The 19,798-nt window shown below is 67.6% G+C and carries 24 protein-coding genes and 4 tRNA genes; 21 read left to right on the top strand and 7 right to left on the bottom strand.

Annotated elements, in window-relative coordinates:
- Positions 1-42 precede the first annotated feature (42 nt).
- Positions 43-2,580, bottom strand: coding sequence for a glycoside hydrolase family 2 protein (locus JOD27_RS17950; RefSeq protein WP_204763332.1), 2,538 nt, complete (start codon positions 2,578-2,580; stop codon positions 43-45).
- Positions 2,577-3,521, bottom strand: a complete 945-nt coding sequence (locus JOD27_RS17945) for a LysR family transcriptional regulator (RefSeq protein ID WP_307830181.1) — start codon at positions 3,519-3,521, stop codon at positions 2,577-2,579. The genes JOD27_RS17950 and JOD27_RS17945 overlap by 4 nt, the downstream gene beginning before the upstream one ends.
- Before the next feature lie 344 nt (positions 3,522-3,865).
- Between JOD27_RS17945 and JOD27_RS17940 the strand changes: the two genes are divergently transcribed.
- From JOD27_RS17940 to htpX, 4 genes are read left to right on the top strand one after another with little or no spacing between them, the layout of a single operon-like run.
- A complete protein-coding gene (locus JOD27_RS17940; protein WP_239567189.1) occupies positions 3,866-4,258 on the top strand; it encodes an NADH-quinone oxidoreductase subunit B in 393 nt (130 codons plus the stop codon).
- Complete coding sequence (locus tag JOD27_RS17935) at positions 4,255-4,785, top strand: NADH-quinone oxidoreductase subunit C (protein WP_307830180.1); 531 nt, start codon at positions 4,255-4,257, stop codon at positions 4,783-4,785. Before JOD27_RS17940 ends, JOD27_RS17935 begins: the two co-directional genes overlap by 4 nt.
- Positions 4,782-5,234 carry a 4Fe-4S binding protein gene (locus tag JOD27_RS17930; protein WP_204763329.1) on the top strand — a complete coding sequence of 151 codons (453 nt, stop codon included), beginning with the start codon at positions 4,782-4,784 and terminating at the stop codon, positions 5,232-5,234. Before JOD27_RS17935 ends, JOD27_RS17930 begins: the two co-directional genes overlap by 4 nt.
- Before the next feature lie 18 nt (positions 5,235-5,252).
- Entirely contained in the window at positions 5,253-6,113 is an 861-nt protein-coding gene (htpX, locus tag JOD27_RS17925; RefSeq protein ID WP_204763328.1) for a zinc metalloprotease HtpX, read from the top strand.
- Here the strand turns inward: htpX and rfbA are convergent, their stop codons facing one another.
- Both rfbA and JOD27_RS17915 read right to left on the bottom strand, forming a co-directional pair.
- Entirely contained in the window at positions 6,114-6,986 is an 873-nt protein-coding gene (gene rfbA, locus JOD27_RS17920) for a glucose-1-phosphate thymidylyltransferase RfbA (RefSeq protein WP_204763327.1), read from the bottom strand.
- Positions 6,983-7,474: a YajQ family cyclic di-GMP-binding protein gene (locus tag JOD27_RS17915; protein ID WP_204763326.1), complete on the bottom strand. Its 492-nt coding sequence runs from the start codon at positions 7,472-7,474 to the stop codon at positions 6,983-6,985. The genes rfbA and JOD27_RS17915 overlap by 4 nt, the downstream gene beginning before the upstream one ends.
- A gap of 119 nt (positions 7,475-7,593) precedes the next feature.
- Here JOD27_RS17915 and JOD27_RS17910 point away from each other — a divergent pair.
- From JOD27_RS17910 to JOD27_RS17900, 3 genes are all read left to right on the top strand, one after another.
- Positions 7,594-7,674, top strand: a tRNA-Tyr gene (locus JOD27_RS17910).
- A gap of 75 nt (positions 7,675-7,749) precedes the next feature.
- Positions 7,750-8,427 carry a protein phosphatase 2C domain-containing protein gene (locus JOD27_RS17905; RefSeq protein ID WP_204763325.1) on the top strand — a complete coding sequence of 226 codons (678 nt, stop codon included), beginning with the start codon at positions 7,750-7,752 and terminating at the stop codon, positions 8,425-8,427.
- The gene (locus JOD27_RS17900; RefSeq protein ID WP_204763324.1) at positions 8,399-8,830 is read left to right on the top strand and encodes a hypothetical protein; all 432 of its coding nucleotides are present in this window, start codon (positions 8,399-8,401) and stop codon (positions 8,828-8,830) included. Before JOD27_RS17905 ends, JOD27_RS17900 begins: the two co-directional genes overlap by 29 nt.
- On the opposite strand, the gene JOD27_RS17895 is transcribed toward JOD27_RS17900, so the two are convergent.
- On the bottom strand, positions 8,820-9,173 hold the full coding sequence (locus JOD27_RS17895; RefSeq protein WP_204763323.1) for a winged helix-turn-helix transcriptional regulator: 354 nt from the start codon (positions 9,171-9,173) through the stop codon (positions 8,820-8,822). The genes JOD27_RS17900 and JOD27_RS17895 overlap by 11 nt on opposite strands.
- Before the next feature lie 83 nt (positions 9,174-9,256).
- Here JOD27_RS17895 and JOD27_RS17890 point away from each other — a divergent pair, with 83 nt between their 5' ends.
- From JOD27_RS17890 to JOD27_RS17880, 3 genes are all read left to right on the top strand, one after another.
- Entirely contained in the window at positions 9,257-10,075 is an 819-nt protein-coding gene (locus tag JOD27_RS17890; RefSeq protein ID WP_239567187.1) for an NAD(P)-dependent oxidoreductase, read from the top strand.
- The gene (locus JOD27_RS17885) at positions 10,072-10,806 is read left to right on the top strand and encodes an SDR family NAD(P)-dependent oxidoreductase (RefSeq protein WP_204763322.1); all 735 of its coding nucleotides are present in this window, start codon (positions 10,072-10,074) and stop codon (positions 10,804-10,806) included. Before JOD27_RS17890 ends, JOD27_RS17885 begins: the two co-directional genes overlap by 4 nt.
- Before the next feature lie 83 nt (positions 10,807-10,889).
- Positions 10,890-11,315 carry a carboxymuconolactone decarboxylase family protein gene (locus tag JOD27_RS17880; RefSeq protein ID WP_239567186.1) on the top strand — a complete coding sequence of 142 codons (426 nt, stop codon included), beginning with the start codon at positions 10,890-10,892 and terminating at the stop codon, positions 11,313-11,315.
- Positions 11,316-11,431: 116 nt separating this feature from the next.
- Here the strand turns inward: JOD27_RS17880 and JOD27_RS17875 are convergent, their stop codons facing one another.
- Both JOD27_RS17875 and JOD27_RS46660 read right to left on the bottom strand, forming a co-directional pair.
- Positions 11,432-11,641 (bottom strand): hypothetical protein, encoded by a 210-nt coding sequence (locus JOD27_RS17875; protein ID WP_239567185.1) that lies wholly within the window; start codon positions 11,639-11,641, stop codon positions 11,432-11,434.
- 166 nt (positions 11,642-11,807) lie between these two features.
- Positions 11,808-12,602 (bottom strand): GNAT family N-acetyltransferase, encoded by a 795-nt coding sequence (locus tag JOD27_RS46660; protein ID WP_204763319.1) that lies wholly within the window; start codon positions 12,600-12,602, stop codon positions 11,808-11,810.
- Between the two features lie 31 nt (positions 12,603-12,633).
- Here JOD27_RS46660 and JOD27_RS17865 point away from each other — a divergent pair, with 31 nt between their 5' ends.
- The 11 genes from JOD27_RS17865 to rplK all read left to right on the top strand — a co-directional run bounded on the left by JOD27_RS17865 (position 12,634) and on the right by rplK (position 19,762).
- A complete protein-coding gene (locus tag JOD27_RS17865) occupies positions 12,634-13,386 on the top strand; it encodes a PhzF family phenazine biosynthesis protein (RefSeq protein WP_204763318.1) in 753 nt (250 codons plus the stop codon).
- 159 nt (positions 13,387-13,545) lie between these two features.
- Positions 13,546-16,152: a putative bifunctional diguanylate cyclase/phosphodiesterase gene (locus tag JOD27_RS17860; protein WP_204763317.1), complete on the top strand. Its 2,607-nt coding sequence runs from the start codon at positions 13,546-13,548 to the stop codon at positions 16,150-16,152.
- 74 nt (positions 16,153-16,226) lie between these two features.
- Positions 16,227-16,302, top strand: a tRNA-Thr gene (locus JOD27_RS17855).
- Between the two features lie 41 nt (positions 16,303-16,343).
- Positions 16,344-16,416, top strand: a tRNA-Met gene (locus JOD27_RS17850).
- Positions 16,417-16,619: 203 nt separating this feature from the next.
- Positions 16,620-16,784: a 50S ribosomal protein L33 gene (gene rpmG, locus JOD27_RS17845; protein WP_015105301.1), complete on the top strand. Its 165-nt coding sequence runs from the start codon at positions 16,620-16,622 to the stop codon at positions 16,782-16,784.
- A gap of 87 nt (positions 16,785-16,871) precedes the next feature.
- Positions 16,872-17,321: a MaoC family dehydratase N-terminal domain-containing protein gene (locus tag JOD27_RS17840; RefSeq protein ID WP_204763316.1), complete on the top strand. Its 450-nt coding sequence runs from the start codon at positions 16,872-16,874 to the stop codon at positions 17,319-17,321.
- A complete protein-coding gene (locus JOD27_RS17835) occupies positions 17,318-17,725 on the top strand; it encodes a MaoC/PaaZ C-terminal domain-containing protein (RefSeq protein WP_204763315.1) in 408 nt (135 codons plus the stop codon). The genes JOD27_RS17840 and JOD27_RS17835 overlap by 4 nt, the downstream gene beginning before the upstream one ends.
- Before the next feature lie 171 nt (positions 17,726-17,896).
- Positions 17,897-17,969: transfer RNA gene (locus JOD27_RS17830), tRNA-Trp, on the top strand.
- A gap of 34 nt (positions 17,970-18,003) precedes the next feature.
- Complete coding sequence (secE, locus tag JOD27_RS17825) at positions 18,004-18,414, top strand: preprotein translocase subunit SecE (RefSeq protein WP_189253656.1); 411 nt, start codon at positions 18,004-18,006, stop codon at positions 18,412-18,414.
- A 40-nt stretch (positions 18,415-18,454) separates the two neighbouring features.
- A complete protein-coding gene (gene nusG / locus JOD27_RS17820; protein WP_204763314.1) occupies positions 18,455-19,240 on the top strand; it encodes a transcription termination/antitermination protein NusG in 786 nt (261 codons plus the stop codon).
- A gap of 87 nt (positions 19,241-19,327) precedes the next feature.
- Positions 19,328-19,762 carry a 50S ribosomal protein L11 gene (gene rplK, locus JOD27_RS17815; protein WP_030473500.1) on the top strand — a complete coding sequence of 145 codons (435 nt, stop codon included), beginning with the start codon at positions 19,328-19,330 and terminating at the stop codon, positions 19,760-19,762.
- Positions 19,763-19,798 lie beyond the last annotated feature (36 nt).

Raw genomic sequence — 19,798 nt, 5'->3', positions numbered from 1 at the left:
CCGGCTCCGGCCGGGGCGTTTCTGTTTTGCGCGGAAAAGAAATCAGCCGACCTCGACGGCCGGAGTGGCTCCGCCCAGCAGTTCTTCCCGGTACGACGCGGAGACCGTCACCGTTTCCCCTGGCCAGAGCGTCACGTAGTTGTCAGTCCACAGTGCTGGGGCGATCTCCGGCCCTCCTGCCCCCTTGCGGATGCTCACCCTCGTGAAGAACGCCACCGAGTTGCCGTTGTTCGTGAGGGTGACGTCCGCGCGCGTGCCCGTGACGGTCGACGACACGGACACCTTCTCGCGCGGCAGCGACGCCAGACCGGTGAAGTCCGCATACGACGTCTGCGGCAGGTGGTACCAGGTGGAGGTGCCGAGGTCCGTCGTGTCCGGCGAGCTGGAGAGCCAGTAGACGTTGCGGTCGACGACGTTCCCCGACGCGTCGCGCAGCAGCAGTCGCACCAGATAGGTGCGCGACGAACCCAACGTCACGCGATCGACGGCACCGGGCCCCGACACGGGCACGGTCGAGTCCGAACGCACGGTGCCGTCGAGCTCGAACACGGTCGTCTGCACGGTCATGCCGTTGACCGCACCGATCGCCCACACCGTGTTGTCGTCGTAGGAGTACTGCACATGCGTGGGCCGCAGACCCTTGCGTGCGCCGAAGTAGCCGCCGCTGGGGGTCATCGAGTAGTCGAACAGGTGCCAGTAGAGCTCCGGCTGGGCGTTGTTCAGCAGCCAGTAGATGTCGCCGGTCGAGGGGTTCGCGGGCCGCAGTCCGTTGCGGCCGTGCGCTTCGAACTGTGCGCGGTTGACCTCGTAGTTCATCAGCTGTGCCTTGCGCACGAAGTCTTCCAACGACGAAGGCGCGCCGTAACGCGTCGCCAGCGAGTGCCAGAAGTCGCCGAGGTGGTTGAACCAGGTCGACCACGACAGGTGGTACTGCACCGAGTCGGGATCACGCCACAGCGCCTCGAGTTCGGCGTCGGTCATGAACGACTTCAGCGCCGCCAGCTCGGGAATCGCCGCACCGGGGCCGTTCTCACCCTCGAATCCGAACGCGCCACCCGCCACCTCGCCGTAGAAGAAGTTCGGCGGCACCCACCAGTACGGGCCCGCTCCCTTGTGTCCCGACGGGCCGAGCGTCTCGCTCGCCCACGGCCCGATCGACGGGAGCAGCGGCAGCGACCAGTCCGTCGACGCGAACGCGTCCAGGTACGTCTTCTCGACCTCCGGCGGCGGCGCGGTGTCGCTGCCGAGGTAGAAGCTCAGCACCGACGGGTGGTTCTGCAGCCGGAAGCCCTCCGTCACCGCGGACGCACGGGCCACCGCGTAGTCCGCCTGGCTCCACTTCTCGTAGTGCTGCCACTTCGAGCAGCACTCCCAGCCCGGCATCAGCACGATGCCCATCCGGTCGGCGAGCTCGTAGAACTCGTCCTGCTCCTCCTTGCCCTCGAGCCGCAGCGTGTTCAGGCCGAGGTCGCGGACGTAGGAAAGCTCGTCGCGCACGCGTTGCCGGTCGTCGCGCAGGAACAGGTCCGGCACCCAGCCGGCGCCGCGCACCTGGAACGGCCTGCCGTTGATCTCGAACGCCTGCGCGCCGTCCGCGTTCAGGAACGAACGCACGTGCCTGATGCCGAAGTCCTTGGCGGTCCGGTCGGACGTGCGGCCGTCGACGGAGGCGTCGAGCTCCAACCGGTACAGCGGCTGGTCGCCCATCGCGTACGGCCACCACACGCGCGGGCGTTCCATGTACTGCTTGGTTTCCACGGTCGCGGTGCCCATCGCGGGAACCTTCACCTTTTCCTCGAACGGCCCGTCGGCCGATCCGCGGACCAGCACCTCGACGTCCGCGGAGGTGTGGTTGGTGAGTTCCGCCCTGATCGTGAGTTCGGCGGTTTCCAGCGACGGCACGGCCAACGACGTGAGCACGCGCGCGTTGTGCAGGGAGACCGGGCCGGTGCGCACGAGCCGCACGTCGCGCCAAACGCCCATGCTGTTGTCCGGAGGCGGCTGGCTCCAGTCGAGGAAGTCGAGGGTGAACTGCTCGTAGCTGTCGGCGGGAAAGACCTTGATGGCCAGCGCGTTCACCCCCGCCCGCAACGGCACCTCGAAGTCGTGGGCCGGGTAGGCGCCCGCCACGACGTCCGGGCCGGCGATCATGGCTCCGTTGAGCCAGATCTCCGCGCTCGGGATGATGCCTCCCGGTAGCCGCAGGAACGTGCGCGAGCCGGAGAGCGAGTTCGAGAGGAACGTCTTGCGGTACCACCACGGCACGACGAAGTGGCCGGCGTTGACCTTGTCGCGCATGTTGGTCGAGTAGTGGATGTCCGGGTAGCGCCCGGCTGCCACGAGACCACCGAGCACCGTGGAGCGGCGCGGCACGGTCGTCCAGGTCTGGTCGTCGTACTCCGGCCGCGACACGACGTCTCCGCCCACCGGCACGTCCGACGACGACCGCAGCCGCCAGTCGGGGAACGTCGTCACCTCGCCCGCGCCGGTCGGTGCCGCGAAATTCGGCTGTGCTCGCGTCACCGTCGCGGGCACGCAGCTCGTCACGATCAGCAGGAGGACCAGCGCGAGTCGTCTCACTGTGCCGGAGCCTCCGATCGGAACGCCGCCCACAGCAGGTTGAGCGGATGATCGGCCGGATGCTTCGACAGCTCGTCCGTTCGGGCGAAAACGCCCACAAGCCGCTCCAGCGAGTCGTCAGAGAGCTCGACGACGCGCAGGCCGCCGCCCTCCCTCAGCTCGTTGTTCGACGCCACCACGCCCAAACCAGACGTCACGATCATGGCTCCCTGGACGAGGTTCGAGCGCAGCAGCGAGATGCCGTACTGGATCTCGTCGATCTCGGCCGCGATGTCGAGGCCCTGGCGGTAGTCGGGCCCGAACCACCCCCGCAGGAACTCCGCGATCAAACCCGCTCCCGGCACCACCAGCGGCACCGACTTCAGGTGAGGTACCCGCACCCGGTCGCCGACGACCGTCTCCGGCAGGTTCGTGAGCAACGCGAGGCCGCCGCGCCGCCACTCGATCACGTCGAACTCGGAGCGCTCCCACCCTGCGCCCGCCCGCGTCACGACGCTGCCGCAGACGATGTCGACCTCCTGCGTCTCGAGCTTCGTCCAGATGTCCTTGGTGCGGATGTGCACGACCTTGAGGTCCACGTCGCGCTCGCGGAACTCCTCGGCGACGTGGTGCCACGCCTTCGCGAGCGTGTCGAGCATGTATCGCGTGGTGCCGACGGTGACGGTCGTGCCGAGCTTGCGGCGGCACTCGTGAATTCCGTCGAGCCACTCCGCGAGCGTGTCCCGCGCCAATTCGACGAGTGACTCACCAGTGGGCGTGAACAGCACGTCTTTTCCGCGCCCCTGCTTCACCACCAGCGGTTCACCGCACAGTTGCCGGAAGTTCCTGTTCAACGTGTCCAGCTGCTTCTGCACGCTCGACTGCTCGCGTCCCAGCGCCCGTGCCGCCCGCAGCGCCGATCGTGTCTCGTGAACGGTCAACAGGGTCCTGAGCTGGTCCATCGTGGTATCCAGGAGAGCACCGGGCATGTTCAGCAGGCGATGCAGGGAGGTGCTCGTGGGGAGCACCAACTGGGACGAGCCGGACATCGGAACCTCTCTGATGTTCTACCGATCAGTTGAACTGAACTTGACCGCATTTCGCAGGGAAATGATCTGCAGATCCTGTTCGCAAATCTCTGGACACATATGGCGCGGTGTACAAAGCTATCGGCGGCGACCACGCGTGGGAGCCGATTCCGGGGGGAATCATTGGGGGGTGGGGGTCCGCCAGGCGCAAGCTGGTGGGCCCCCAAGTATTACCCTCGTTGGTTGTGACCGTTTCCGCTCGCCCGGACAGTGTTGTCTTGAACTGGGGCACCACCTACCGGGTCACCGTCCTCGAACTCGGGCTCGCCTGCTGCGGAGTCGAAGTGATGGCAGCTCTCGACCGCCTTCCCGACCTCGGCGTCACGCCGGTCGACGGCGCGGGCGAGGCGCACGTTCTCGTCGTCTCCGGCACTGTCACGGACGTCATGTTGCCCGCTGTCATCCGCAGTTTCGAGGCAATGCCCGAACCCCGCTACGTGATCTCCGTGGGCGCCTGCAGCAACACCGGGGGCCCGTACTGGGACTCCTACTGCGTCACCAAGGGCATCGACCAGGCGCTGCCGGTCCACGTCGCGGTGCCCGGCTGCCCGCCGCGCCCGGAAGCGCTGCTCGAAGGCCTCAAGGCCCTGCACGGTCTGGTGAACGCGTGAGCACGCCGAAGACCGCGTTCGGTCAGACCGTCCACCACGTCGAGCTCGCCGACTGGCTCGCGACCGCCACGCGGCACCACGACGAGGGCTTCGTGATGTTCGACTGGCTCGGTGTCGAGGACGCGGGTCGCCCCGGCGCCGTCGGGCAACGTCACGCGGTGTTCCTGCACGTCATCGACCCGCGGACGCGCGAAGGCGTGATGCTGCGGACCGAGGTGGGCCCCGACGACGCGCTGCCGAGCGTCGCCCACCTCTGGAAGGGTGCGCACTGGCACGAGCGCGAGGCCGCGGAAATGTTCGGCATCACCGTCGACGGCGAGCACGAGCACCTGCTGCTGCCCGACAGCTTCGAGGGCCACCCGCTGCGCAAGGACTTCGTGCTGGCCTCCCGCGTCGTGCGCCCGTGGCCGGGCCGCCTCGAACCGGGCGAGGACAACACGAGCGCCCCGAGCCGCCGCCGCACCGCCCCGCCTGGCGTGCCCGACCCGTCGTGGGGCCCGCGCCGTGAAGAGGAGAGCACGTCATGACCAGCCTTCCGCCACGCACCAGGGGCGTCATCGCGCTGTTGGAGGCCAACTGCACGGTCTGCATGATCTGCGCGCGCGAGTGCCCCGACTGGTGCATCCACATCACCTCGCACACCGAGGTCGAGCAGCAGCCCGGATCGGCGAGGCCGCGCAGCCGCAACGTGCTCGACCGGTTCGCGATCGACTACGGCCAATGTCTCTACTGCGGCATCTGCGTCGAGGTCTGCCCGTTCGACGCCCTGCACTGGGCGCCGGAGTTCGGCTATCCGGGCACGGGCTCGATCGAGGGTGACGGCGCCGTCACTGAGCTGGTCCACGAACGGGACGTACTCGCCACGTGGGTCGAGAAAGTGCCGCCGCCTCCACCGCTCGACCCCGCCGCCGAGGCCGCGCCGGAGACGGCGACCGGAACCGGACGCAGGCCTGGTTCGTTGAGAGGTAGGACGTAAAACCCGGAGGCGGAAACCGTGCACAAGCACTTCAACGGGTTGAAGACGGCCGCGCTGCTCGGCGGGATGAGCGCGCTGATCATCGTGATCAGCGGCCTGTTCGGCCGGACGGCACTGGTCATCGGCCTGCTGTTGGCCTTGGGCGTGAACGCCTACGCGTACTTCAACTCCGACAAGCTCGCGCTGCGCGCGATGCGGGCGATTCCCGTGTCGCAGGTCGAGCAGCCCGTGCTCTTCGCGATCGTGCGTGAGCTGTCGCAGAAGGCGCGCCAGCCCATGCCGAGGTTGTATCTGAGCCCGACCATCGCGCCGAACGCGTTCGCGACCGGCCGAAACCCGCGCAACGCGGCCGTGTGCTGCACGACGGGCATCCTGGAGCTGCTCGACGAACGCGAGCTGCGCGCCGTGCTCGGCCACGAACTGGCCCACGTCTACAACCGCGACATCCTGATCAGCTGCGTCGCCGGCGCGCTCGCCGGCGTGATCACGATGCTCGCGAACCTCGCGCTGATCGCCGGCATCTTCGGCGCGGGCGAAGACGACGACGGCCCAGGACCGCTGGGCCTGCTGCTGATCGCCCTGCTCGGTCCGGTCGCGGCCACCGTCGTGCGCCTGGCCGTGAGCCGCTCGCGCGAGTTCCAGGCCGACCAGTCCGGCGCGGAGCTCACCGGCGACCCGCTGGCGCTGGCGAGCGCGTTGCGCAAGATCGAGCTGGGGACGCGGGCGGCGCCGCTCGCACCGGAGCCGGAGGTGGTGTCGCAGAGCCACCTGATGATCGCGAACCCGTTCCGCTCGGGGGAGCAGTTCGCGAGGTGGTTCTCGACCCACCCGCCGATCGCCGACCGCATCCGCAGGCTCGAGGAAATGGCGCGCCGTTAGTCAGCGCCCTACCTTCGCCACAGCCATGAGGTACTCGCCGTACCCGGACTTGCCGAGCTTCTCGCCGAGCGCGTAGCACTCCTGCGCCGAGATGAAGCCCATGCGCAGCGCGATCTCCTCAGGACACGCGATGCGCACGCCGGTCCGGTGCTCCAGCACCTGCACGAACTGCCCGGCTTCGAGCAGCGAGTCGTGCGTGCCGGTGTCGAGCCACGCGAACCCGCGGCTCAGGTCCACGAGCTGCGCCCGCCCCTCGCGCAGGTACGTGAGGTTGACGTCGGTGATCTCCAGCTCGCCGCGCGGCGACGGCTTGAGGTTGCGGGCGATGTCCACCACACCGTTGTCGTAGAAGTAGAGCCCGGTGATCGCCCGGTTCGACTTCGGCTGCTGCGGCTTCTCCTCGATCGACAGCAGCTTGCCCGTCGCGTCGACCTCGCCCACGCCGTACCGCTCGGGATCCTTGACCTGGTACCCGAACAGCACACACCCGTCCACAGTGGACGCGTGGTGCTGCAGCGTGCTGGAGAAACCGCGGCCGTAGAAGATGTTGTCGCCCAGCACGAGCGCCACGTCGTCGTCCCCGACGAAGTCCGCGCCGATGATGAACGCCTCGGCGAGCCCGTTGGGCGCGGCCTGCTCGGCGTAGGCGAAGCTCATGCCCCACTGGGACCCGTCGCCCAGCAGCCGCCGGAACAGCGGTAAGTCGGTCGGCGTGGAGATGATCAGCACTTCCCGGATGCCGGCCAGCATGAGCACCGACAGCGGGTAGTAGATCATCGGCTTGTCGTACACCGGCAGCAGCTGCTTGGAGACCGCCTGCGTGATCGGGTGCAGGCGGGTCCCACTGCCACCGGCGAGGACGATGCCCTTCACCGGTAGTTGGTGAACTGGAGGGCGATGCCGAAGTCGTTGCCCTTGAGCAGGGCGATGACGTCCTGCAGGTGGTCCTTCTTCTTGCCGGACACCCGCAGCTGGTCGCCCTGGATCTGCGCCTGAACGCCCTTGGGGCCCTCGTCGCGGATCTTCTTGGCGATCTCCTTGGCCTTCTCCGACGAGATGCCCTGCACGAGATTTCCCGTGACCTTGAACACCTTTCCGGACGCCGCGGGCTCACCGATCTCGAACGCCTTCATCGAGATGTTGCGCTTGACCAGCTTCTCCTGGAAGACGTCGATCGCCGCCTTGCAACGCTCCTCGGTCTCGGAGGTGAAGGTGATCGCCTCCTCGCCGGCCCAGGCCACAGTGGTGTTGGTCCCGCGGAAGTCGAAGCGCGTGCTCAGCTCCTTGGCCGCCTGGTTGAGCGCGTTGTCGACCTCCTGCCGGTCCACCTTGCTCACCACGTCGAACGACGGGTCCGCCACGACTTCACTCCTCAACGATCTCGGGGTCACAGCCTGCGTCGATGCTACTGGGGTACCCCGATTTGGGGGCTCCCGAAGGGGTTATGTATTGTTCTGCCCGCACCGTTACGGCGGTGTGGGGCGGGTTGCCCGAGCGGCCAATGGGAGCGGACTGTAAATCCGTCGCGAAAGCTACAGAGGTTCGAATCCTCTACCCGCCACAGCACCGATGGGCCTCTGACCGAGCTGGTCAGGGGCCCATCGTCGTACCGCAGGTCGGACGCGAGGGGAACGCTGTGCGCACGCAGATGGCTACCGAGGCGGGAAGATCTACGGCGCCGAGCGAGGACCGGGCGCTGGTGGGGCCGAACTTGCTCGCCGTGCTCGACGGCGTCACGGCCAAGCCGGAGACCGGCTGCGTCCACAGCGTCGGCTGGTTCGCCGACCAGCTGGCCGCGGAACTGCTGCGGTTCGCGCAGCTCGGACCGGCTGCGGCGCTGGCAGAGGCCATCAGGCAGACGCGGGAGCTGCACTCGGACAGCTGCGATCTCGATCATCCAGACAGCCCCAGCGCGGCCGTGGGGCTCGTTCAGATCAAGGACGACGTGCTGCGGTATCTGGTGCTGGGTGACGCCACGGTCGTGGTCGACACCAAGCGCGAGCTGCACGTCGTGAGCGACACGACGACCAAGCGCACGGCCGGTGCGGACCCTGCTGACGTCGAGCACGCTCTCATCGGGGAAATCCCGCTGCAGGACGTTCGGCGGGTCGCGATCCTCTCCGACGGCGCCGCTCGTGCGGTGGACCTGTTCAATCTCTTCGATTGGCCCAAGGCGCTCGAACTGATGGCCGCGAACGGGCCGGACGATCTGATCCGCAAAATGCGCCAGGTCGAAAAGGAAGACGCCAAGGCCGTCGATTGGCCGCGCAAGAAGGTTTCCGACGATGCGACGGTCGTCTATCTCGACCGCTGAGCCTTCCGCACTGGACTCGGTTCTGCGAAACACGGTCCACGTGCGGCTCGTCGAGGTCCGTGCTGCCCGGCGGCGTGATGTCGTCGTGGACCTGTCGGGGCCGGGTGAGCGTGATCGTCTGCGCGAGGCGATGGCGGTGCGGTCGTTGGCCGGCCTGGCGTGCGCGTGCATGGGTGACGTCCGGTTCGAGCTGCTCGACGCACGGCGGGAGCGGCTCGCCGTGGTGCTCCTGCACCACGGGATCACGCTCGCGTGGGGCGACTGGGACGGCCACGCCGTGCTCGCGGACGGTGGGGCCTTGCTGGCCTGGCTGAACGAGCACGGTGTGCCCGTACCGCAGCGGCGAGCCAGGGAAACCGATCACAGCTGGCGCGAGGTCGCGGACCGCCTGCTCAATGCCTAGGCGCGGGCTCCACGCCACGACGGCGCGCGATCGCCGGCATGTTCTCCTCGCCCCAGTCGCCCAACGGCAGCAGCGCCTCGTTCAGGCGCACGCCCTGCTTCGTCAGCGAGTACTCGACGCGGGGTGGTACCTCGTGGAACACCTCGCGGTGGACGATCTCGTCCGCCTCCATCTCGCGCAGCACCTGGATGAGCATCTTCTCGCTGATGCCCGACACGGCTCGGCGCAGCTCGCCCGTGCGCATCGGGCCGTGGTGCAGCGCCCACAGGACCAGCGCTTTCCACCTCCCGCCGATCACGTCGATGGCCGCGTCGAGTCCGCACGAGTACTTCCGGGGCAGCATGCTGGATCCTTACCAAGAAGTGGGTACCTGACAAAATAGTAGGTACTTGTCGCCTCGACAGTGTCAGAACGAGCATTGCCCGCATGGGGATCAAGAAAACCGTGAGCGTGCTCGGCCTCGGCCGCATGGGCACCGCGCTCGCCAACGCTCTCGTGAACGACGGCCACGACGTGACCGTGTGGAACCGGTCGGACCGGCCGACGCCACCCAACACCAAGCGGGTCGCGACAACGGAAGAAGCGTTCGAAGCCGACGTCGTCGTCACCTGTCTGTCCACTTACGACGTTCAGGAACCGTTGCTCGGCAAGAACATCAAGACGCTCGTCAACCTGACGTCCGGCACGCCGGAGCAGGCACGCGCCACCGCGCGCTGGGCGGAGGCCAACGGCGTGAACTACGTCGACGGCGTGATCATGGCTGTGCCGCAACAGATCGGCACGCCGCAGGCTCGCATCCTGTACAGCGGTCAGCAGGAGCACCACGTCCTGGACGCGTTCGGGGACGCGGCCTACCTCGGTGAGGACGCCGGCATGGCCGCGCTGTACGACCTGGCCCTGCTCGGCATGATGTGGTCGGTGTTCGGCGGCTACCTGCAGGCGGTGGCGTTGCTGGGTACCGAGGGCGTCACGCCGGGGCAGTTCACGCCGATGGGCGTGGACTTCCTGAACGCGATGGTGACCCTGCTGCCCGAGATGGGCGAGGAAGTCCAGCACCGCGCCTACGAGACCGATGTGTCCGCTTTGGACATCAACGTCGCCGGTCTGCGGATGCTCGCCGACGCCGCGGCGCAGCAAGGCATCGACACGGCGCTGCCGGAGACCCTGCACGACCTGTTCAGGCGCGCCCAGGAGAAGGGCCACGGCGCGCACAGCATCGCGAGCGTCGTCGAGGTGATCCGGTGAAATACCTGGGCAAGAAGGTCGTCGTCACGGGCGGCACGCACGGAATGGGCCGCGCGGTGGTCGACAGGCTGGTCGACGAAGGCGCCGAGGTCGTCCTGACCGGCCGCACGATCGAGAAGGCCGAGGGGATCAAGGCGCACGCGATCGCGTCGGACGCGGCGGACCTCGACGACATCGCGGCCCTCAAAACCGAAGTCGCACAACGGCTTCACGACATCGATCTGCTCTTCATCAACGTCGGCTTCTCCACGCTCACGCCGTTCGACACGACCACCGAGGCCGACTACGACCGCACGTTCGACGTGAACACCAAGGGCGCCTTCTTCACCGCCCAGCACCTGGCGCCGCTCATCAGGGAAGGCGGCTCGATCGTCTTCACCACGAGCGTCGCCACGGTCCTGGGCTCGCCGGGCCTGAGCGTCTACGCGGGTGCCAAGGCCGCGGTCAGGGCGTTCGCGCGTGGCCTCGCCGCCGAGCTGGCGCCGCGGAACGTCCGGGTCAACGTGGTCAGTCCCGGCTTCATCGACACGCCGTCGATGGGCGTGTCCGGCGTGCCGGACGACGTGGTGCGGCAGTTCAAGGAGCACGGCGACCGCGTCACGCCGCTCAAGCGGCACGGCTCGATGGACGAGGTGGCGAACGCGGTGCTCTTCCTCGCCTTCGACGCCACCTTCACGACCGGCGCGGAGCTGGCCGTCGACGGTGGTCTGGGCCAGGGGATCAGCGCCTGAGAAAAATCTTCGGAGAACCTGTCACATCACCGTCGTCCCTTGTGTCAACCGGGCAGAAGATGACGAAGACAGGGAGAACGAAGATGAGGATCGCCAACCCGATGATGACCGTGCCCGGCGCGATGCAGGCGCTTCTGGGGTTGTCCGAGGCAGCGGAGAAGACCGGGCTGGACAAGAACTTCCTGGAACTGGTCTACCTGCGGGTCAGCATCATCAACAGCTGCGGTGTCTGCATCGACTACCACAGCAAGCTGCTGCGCAAGGCGAACGAGACCGAGGAGCGGATCTACTCCGTGGCCGGCTGGCGGGACGTGCCGTACTACACGGACGCGGAGAAGGCGGCGTTCGCGCTCGCCGAGGAGATGACACGCGTGCACGTCAGCGACGACACGTGGAACGAGGCGGCGAAGCACTGGAGCGAGGAGCAGCTCGGCGGGCTCGCCATCGCGATCTCCGCGATCAACGTGTGGAACCGGCTCAACGTGGCCACGCAGCAGAAGGTGGCCTGAGCCGGAAGAAGGTGAAGCCGGCGCGCAAGAGCTTCCTCTCTCTTGCGTGCCGGCTTCAGCGCGCAGCATACCCCATGTCGAACAAATGTTCGATCACTGGGCGATCAACACGCCGGTCAACTGGCGGCGAGTGCCGCCCGGCCGTCGTCGGTCAGTTCCGCGCAGACCCGCCGGCCGAACGATGTCGGCTGCGTGGGGCGCAGCAGTCCCGCGTGCACGAGGTCGTGCGTCGCCATCTGGTCGCAGCAGGGCAAACCGTCGACGTACAGCTCTGGCTCCGTCCCGCCGGTGACCTCGGCACGTCCCGCCGCGACAGCCCGCAGCATCGACCTTGCTCTTCCGCTGAGTTCCATCTCGACCCCCCAGGTGTGGTGTCCGAATCCGCTTAACCCCTTTGTCGTAATAGAGGCCGGATTCGTTCCACAAGTACGGGCTCGTTTGGGTTCTTCACTCGTGCGAACGAGGTCAGCATCTCCCACTAGGCCGTTCGGGTCACGAAGACACGCCGGGGAAAGATCGCAAAGCCGGTCGGCGGACCCACAGCGTCCAGCTCGGCCGGTACCCGTGCGAGTACCAGAACGGCGTGGAGCGCGGGTTCGGCAGAGCGTGGTGGAGGAGCGTCGATGCCACGCCGGAGCGGTCGAGCACGTCGTGCACGTGCGCCACGAGCGCGCTGCCCGCTCCACTGCGACGAGCGTCGGGACGTACGCCGAGATGGCCGAGGTACGCGAACGGGCGGCCGGTCGCGTACCGCTCGACCCACAGCGCGTCCTGCGGCATGTCGACGTAGACCATGCCGACGGGTGTGTCGCCGCGGACCGCGAGCCACATCGACTCCGTCGGGCGGTCTAACACCTCCGTCAGCGCCGTCCGCAGGTGCTGCGCGCTGTTCGGGCGTTCGGAGACCATGCCGAACGCGGCGTCGTACCTGATGGTGTTGAGGTTGAGCTCGACCGCGACGTCCAGATCGGCGTGCGTCGCGCGCCGGATGCGCACGTCCGTCTGCTTGTGGGCAACAGGATGACCCGCGCGGCGCTCGGCGATCACGACCAACGGCGCGAAGCCGTGCCGGATGAGCGGCAGCGCGTCGGCGATCTCGTGGCTCGGCAGCGTCACGATCGCCGCGGTGTCCGGGTCGTCCACGCCGGTGAGCCGGGTCTCCCACTCGTCGAGCAGGGCGGGCAGGTCGCAGCCGGGCTGCCAGTTCAGGCTGTGCACCCGCAGCGCTGACCAGGTCGGCAGCAGGGAGTCCTCATCCACCTCGCGGTACGAGAAATTGGGCGTCACGACCTCATCTGAACATGGCAGGGTCGGGTGCGTGGAGATCTACGTAGTGGATTCGTTCACCAGCAAGCCCTTCGCGGGCAACCCGGCTGGTGTGGTGCTTCTGACCGAGCCTCGCGACGACGCCTGGATGCAGAGCGTCGCAGCCGAGATGAAGCACGCCGAAACGGCGTTCGTCACCCCCGACAACCACCTCCGCTGGTTCACGCCGGAGCTGGAGGTGGACCTCTGCGGGCACGCCACGCTCGCCACCGCGCACGTGCTGGGCGGAGAGCAGAAGTTCACCACGCGTAGTGGCGTCCTCACATGCGTGAACGACGATGGGTGGGTCCGGATGGACTTCCCCGCGGACCCGCCAGAGTTGACTGACCCGCCAATCGGACTAGTAGAAGCGCTGCCACATGCGACGATCAAGTCCGTGTCGCTTGGACGCTTCGACTACCTGATCGAGTTGGAAAGCGCCGCAGAGGTCCGCTCCTTGCGACCCGATGTCCAAGGACTGACACAGATCTCGTCACGCGGAGTAATCGTGACGGCCGTCGGAGATGGCGAGGCGGACATCGTGAGTCGCTGTTTTTATCCCGCCGCCGGCATCCCGGAGGACCCCGTCACCGGTTCGGCCCACTGCACCCTGGCGTCCTATTGGGTACCTCGGCTTCAGCGCGCTGACCTGCTGGCGGAGCAGGCGTCGCCGCGCGGAGGGCTCGTGCGGGCGACCCTCGCCCAAGATCGCGTACTGCTCTCGGGGCAGGCCGTGACGGTGCTCCGGGGACACCTGAGCGTGTAGCCACGTCTGGGTGAATCGGGGTCACGCGGGGTGCTCGACCTGCCATTTCGTCCCCCGAGCGGGGTACATTGGTGCCCCTGGAGGGGTCCTGATCGCCAAGTGCGGGACCCCTCAGTCACGCCTTGAGGTTCCCTCACCCCAGGCCGACGAGGAGGCTGGATGTCCGACCGAGCGTCGGCCCCCGTGTCGGACTCGGCCGCCTGGTCGGCCAAGTCGACCAACCGAGCGTTCAGCGCGTTCGCCGTCACCCTCCTGGTGGCCGGCGTCGTCTGCGCGGGCATGGTCGCGGCCTGGCTCCCCGACAAGGAGAACACCTCTCTCTTCTGGATCGGACCCCTGCTCGTCGTCGGCTTCCTGCTGGCCGAGCAGCTCGCGATCAACGTCGACGTCCGCAGCGGCGTCGCGTGGACGATCTCCTTCACCGAGATCCCGCTGGTGCTGGGCCTGCTCGTGGCCCCGTTCGAGGTCGTGCTCGCCGCGCACGTCGTCGCGGGCGTGGGCACGTTACTCGGCAGACGGATCCTCGACCGCGCCGTCTACAACGCGGGCCTCATGTTCATGGAGATCTCGGTCGCGTTCGCGGTGAAGGAAGCCGTCGACAAGATGGTCGGCGAGAACGGGCCGTTCTGGGCGGGACCGTTCGTCGGCACGATCGCCGTGCCGCTGCTCGCGAGCGTGCTGGGCCTCTGCGCGTTGCGGCTCATGGGCAAGTCGATGCGCGTCGGCAACAGCGTCCGTCTCGTGCTGCAGACGCTCGTCGTGGCGCTGCTGAACACCTCGGCCGGCCTCGTCGGCTACCAGATCGTCTCCACCACCGAGTGGGGCGGCGTCCTGATCATCCTCGTGCTCGCGGGCATCGTGGCCACCTACCTCGCCTACTCGGGACTGCTGCGCGAACAGCGCGACCTCGAGGCGTTGAGCGAGGTCAGCCTCCGCGTCGCGAGGTCGGGACAGCACGGCACCGGCCCGCGCCAGCCGGACGACGACCTGACGACGGGCGTCGAGGAGGACGAGTGGCAGCAGATCGCGGAACGCATCCGCGAGCAGCTCAACGCCAACCGCGTCGTGCTGCGCCTGCGCACAGACCCGCAGGAAGCCATGATCACCCTCGTCGCCGGCGAACCGCTGCCGGACGAGATGACGGCGACCGACCCGCGAGCCGTGCGCGAGGACCCGATCCTGCAGCTGCCCGGCACACACGTCCGCTACTACCGCGTGGCCGACGCGACCGAGGACGTCACCGAGGCCCTGCTCCGCCGCGAAGCGCAGGAGGCGCTGGTCGTCCCGTTGCGCGGCGCGACCCAGCTGCTCGGCGCCGTCGAGGCGCACGACCGGCTGTCCCGCTGGCGCGGCTTCGGCAAGGCGGACATCCAGCTGCTGCGCACGCTGGCCTCGCACCTCGCGACTGCCGTCGACAACCGGCGCCTGCTGGCCAGGCTGCGGCACGACGCCTACCACGACCCGCTGACCGGCCTGCTGAACCGGCCGGGCTTCCGCGAGGCGTGCGCCGAGCCGTTGCGCGACTCCCAGCGGGGAGTGGTGCTGCGGATCGACCTCGACATCCTGTCGACGGTGTCCGACGCGCTGGGCCAGGCCTGGGGCAACCGCATGGTCGTCGCGGCGGGACGCAGGCTGCGCGACGCCCTCGGCGCCGACGTGCCGCTGGCGCGGTTGGAGGGCGGCGCGTTCGCGGCGTTCCTCGACGACTCGCGCGCCGCGACCGCGCACGAGACGGCCGAGAAGCTGCGCGCCGGACTTTCCGTGCCGTATCCCGTCGATCGGCTCACGGTCGAGGCTTCCGCGGTCGTCGGGTACGCGTCCAAGGCGGACTCCGAGACGGAGGACCTGGACCCGGACGCGTTGCTGCAGCGGGCGGACGTCGCCGTGCGCGCCACGTCGGAAGGCACCCCGGTCAAGGCCTACTCGCCGTCGATGGGCCAGATCTTCCTGCGCCGCTTCCAGCTCGTGACGCAGTTCCGCCAGGCCGTCGAGACCGGCCAGATCTCGGTGCACTACCAGCCGAAGGTCGCGCTGCCGTCGCGTCAGGTCGTGGGCGCCGAAGCGTTGGTGCGCTGGACACATCCGGAGTTCGGCCGCGTCGACCCGGACGAGTTCGTGCCGGCCGTCGAGGCCACCGGTCTCGTGGACGTGCTGACGGACTTCGTGATGGACAGGGCGCTGGAACGCGTGCGGCGCTGGCTCGACCGCGGGCTGCGGATGTCCATCGCGGTGAACCTGTCCGTGCGGACGCTGGGCGACGAGGACTTCCCGAACCGCGTCGCGGCCGCCCTGGAACGCCACGACGTGCCGTCCGGGCTGCTGACCTTCGAGCTCACCGAATCGGGCGTCATGGCCGATCCCGAGCGCGCTCTGCCGGTGCTGCGGCGCCTGCACGCGATCGGTGTCGTGCTGGCGGTCGACGACTTCGGCACCGGCTACTCGTCACTGGCGTACCTGCGACAGCTGCCGGTGGACGAGGTGAAGATCGACAAGTCGTTCGTGCTCGGGATGGGCACGGATCTCGGCGACATGGCCGTGGTCCGGTCGATCGTGGAGCTCGGGCACTCGCTCGGTCTCGTGGTCGTGGCGGAGGGCGTGGAGGACGACGCGGCTCGCGACCAACTGGTCGGGATGGGCTGCGACGTGGCGCAGGGGTACCTGATCTCCAGGCCGCTCTCCGAAGATCGCTTCGAGGCATGGCTGCGTGCGCGAACTGTGCAGGTCAGGGGTGCCCGGGATGAGACGGTGCTCACCTTGGTGCACTAAGGGCACCCCCGGATTTCGTTCTTGGTGGACGGGTGTTGTAGAGTTCTCCTCGCTCGGCAAGAACGAAAGAGCAAGCCCCTTTAGCTCAGTCGGCAGAGCGTCTCCATGGTAAGGAGAAGGTCTACGGTTCGATTCCGTAAAGGGGCTCCACTACTGGCCGCGGTGCTGAGCATCGCGGCTGTGGTGTGTAAAGCGGTGTAGCTCAGTTGGTAGAGCAAGCGGCTCATAATCGCTGTGTCGCCGGTTCAAGTCCGGCCACCGCTACGTGAGTGGGTGAGGTGTGTCCGCGGAAAGCGCGGACCTTCCTCACTCCGCCATGATTTTGGGGGCCAAGCCCCCAAGCCCCCGGTGCGCAGGTTGACCGGGAAGCAAGGCGCCAGGGTGGCAGCTTCGCCGCCCGCCCCCGCCAGACGGTAAGCCCGGACTGGGTTTCACGGGGTTCATGTGCTCTCAGGAAGGCAAGGACCGTGGCTGCAACCGACGTACGCCCGAAGATCACCCTCGCGTGCGAGGAGTGCAAGCACCGGAACTACATCACCAGGAAGAACCGGCGCAACGACCCGGACCGCCTGGAGATCAAGAAGTTCTGCCCGAACTGCAAGACGCACCGCGCGCACAAGGAAACCCGCTGACTTGAAGCCCTTCTCGGGCGCGTAGCAGCTTCCGCACGAGGCCCGTCCCCCATCCGGGGCGGGCCTCGTCGCATATAGGCTCTTCGGGTGCCTCTCGACCCCTCCTTCATCGGACGCAGCTATCAGCCGTCGCAGCCCTACGACGTGAGCCGCGAGAAGATCCGCGAGTTCGCCGACGCCATCGGCGCCACCAGCCCCGCCTACCGCGACGCCGAAGCCGCGAAGGCGTTGGGGCACAGGGATGTCATCGCGCCGCCCACGTTCGCGATCGTCGTGTCGATGAAGACGAACGAGACGGTCATGTTCGACCCCGAGCTGAAGCTCGACTACAGCCGCGTCGTGCACGGCGACCAGAACTTCATCCACCACCGCCCCATCACCGCGGGCGACCAGCTCGTCAGCGTGGCGCACATCGACGCCATCACGTCCCGCATGGGCAACGACATGGTCACCGTGCGGACCGAGATCAGCACGGTCGAGGGCGAGCTCGTCACCACCGCCAAGTCGATGCTCGTCGTGAGGGGAGAAGACGCGTGACCGTCGAAGTGGGTACCGAGCTGCCGCCGCTGTCCGTCCGCCTCACGCGCGCCGACCTGGTGCGCTACGCGGGCGCCTCGCTGGACTTCAACCCCATCCACTGGAACGAGAAGACCGCGAAGGACGTCGGCCTCCCGGACGTCATCGCGCACGGCATGCTGACGATGGCCGTGGCGTCGCGGATCGTCGCGGAGTGGATCGGCGACCCCGGCGCGATCGTCGAGTACGGCTGCCGGTTCGGCCGGCCGGTCGTGGTGCCCAACGACGACGATGGCGCGCTGGTCGAGGTCACCGCGAAGGTCACCAAGGAGCTCGAAGACGGAACTGTGAAGGTCAACATCAACGCGGCTTTCGAGGGCAAGTCGGTCCTGACCGGCGCTTTTGCTCGCGTACGTGTTTCCTGACACATGTGATCGGCCACAGTTGCCCGACCCTGATTCGTGTTCTCGGCACTCGTATGGGTAGGCTGTGCGACAGGCCGCTCGACTGATGCTTGGGCGGTCTGGTTGGAGTGGTCCGGGCAGGCTCCCGTACACTTCCAATCTTGTGGCCAGGGGGTCTCTCGCAGATCCCGAAGGGGTGTAGCTCAACTGGCAGAGCAGCGGTCTCCAAAACCGCAGGTTGCAGGTTCAAGTCCTGTCGCCCCTGCTGTCGAAGCGTCATGGGTGGAGTGGAGGACGGCATGAGCGAGGGCCGCGAGCAGGACCAGCCGGAGGAGCGCGAAGGCGCTGTCCGGCCGTCCACTGCTGCGGCGCGGCGTGAACGTCGTGCCTCCTCTCGCCCGGCCGCCCGCAAGGACGGCAGCGCTGAGTCGAAGAAGAGCGTCGTCAAGTCCGACTCCTCGGACGAGGACGCGAAGAAGGGTCGCCCGACCAAGACCCGTGAAGGACAGGAGAAGCGTCCCTCGCTGATCGGGCGGTTCTTCCGCTACCTCCGCGAGGTCATCGGCGAACTCCGCAAGGTGATCTGGCCGACGCGCAAGCAGCTCGTCACGTACACCGGCGTCGTCCTGGTGTTCGTGGTGTTCATGGTTGCGCTGGTGTGGGCTCTCGACCTCGGCTTCGGCGCGGCTGTTTTCGAGCTGTTCGGCTGAGCCGGACAGCTGCCGCTGCAATCAGGAAGCGAGATCCACAGTGACCTCCGATAACGGCGTCGACGCCCAGGAGCTGACCGACCTCACCGACGACGAGGTGTCCGAGGACACCGCGATCGACGAGACGGTCGAGTCGGAGGCCACCGAGGACGAGGCCGTCGAGGCCGACGAGGACGTCGACGTTCTCGCCATCGACGAGACCCCGATCGACGAAGAGATCGCCGACCCCGCCGAAGAGCTGCGTCAGGCCCTGCGCCACGCGCCCGGCGACTGGTACGTCGTGCACTCGTACGCCGGTTACGAGAACAAGGTCAAGGCGAACCTCGAGACTCGTATCCACACGCTCGACATGGAGGACTACATCTTCCAGGTCGAGGTGCCGACCGAAGAGGTCACCGAGATCAAGAACGGCCAGCGCAAGCTGGTGCAGCGCAAGGTGCTGCCCGGCTACATCCTGGTCCGCATGGAGCTCACCGACGCGTCCTGGAGCGCCGTCCGCAACACGCCGGGCGTGACCGGGTTCGTCGGAGCCACCTCCAAGCCCTCGCCGCTCACCATCGACGAGGTGCTGAAGTTCCTGCTCCCGCAGGGTGAGCAGAAGCCCGCGGAGGGCAAGAAGGCCGCTTCGACGGCTGCTCCGAAGCCGACCATCGAGGTCGACTTCGAGGTCGGCGAGTCGGTCACCGTCATGGACGGCCCGTTCGCCACGCTGCCCGCGACGATCAGCGAGGTCAACGCGGACGGCCAGAAGCTGAAGGTCCTGGTGTCGATCTTCGGCCGGGAGACGCCGGTCGAGCTGTCGTTCAGCCAGGTCTCCAAGATCTGAGCGGTTTCCTCGCGAGGGGAGACCGATCGGCCACGCTGCGGCTGGCAGGGCCGCGCGCGGACACCGCAATAACAGGAAGTACGGACAATGCCACCCAAGAAGAAGAAGCTGTCAGCGATCATCAAGCTGCAGATCAAGGCTGGTGCCGCCAACCCGGCGCCGCCCGTCGGTCCCGCGCTTGGTCAGCACGGCGTCAACATCATGGAGTTCTGCAAGGCCTACAACGCCGCGACCGAGTCGCAGCGCGGTCAGGTCGTGCCGGTCGAGATCTCCGTGTACGAAGACCGCTCGTTCGACTTCAAGCTGAAGACCCCGCCGGCCGCGCGACTCATCCTCGCCGCCGCCGGTGTCGAAAAGGGCTCCGGCGAGCCGCACCGCGTCAAGGTCGCCAAGGTGACCATGGAGCAGGTGCGTCAGATCGCGCAGACCAAGATGGTCGACCTCAACGCGAACGACATCGACCAGGCCGCGAAGATCATCGCCGGCACCGCCCGTTCCATGGGCATCACGGTCGAAGGCTGAGCAAGACCTTTCAAGCAAGCGTGGGAGAGCCGAGCG

Source organism: Lentzea nigeriaca (genome assembly GCF_016907955.1).
GTDB classification, from domain to species: domain Bacteria; phylum Actinomycetota; class Actinomycetes; order Mycobacteriales; family Pseudonocardiaceae; genus Lentzea; species Lentzea nigeriaca.
Note: the sequence above shows the minus strand (reverse complement) of the source record. Positions and strands in the feature narration are given on the sequence as shown.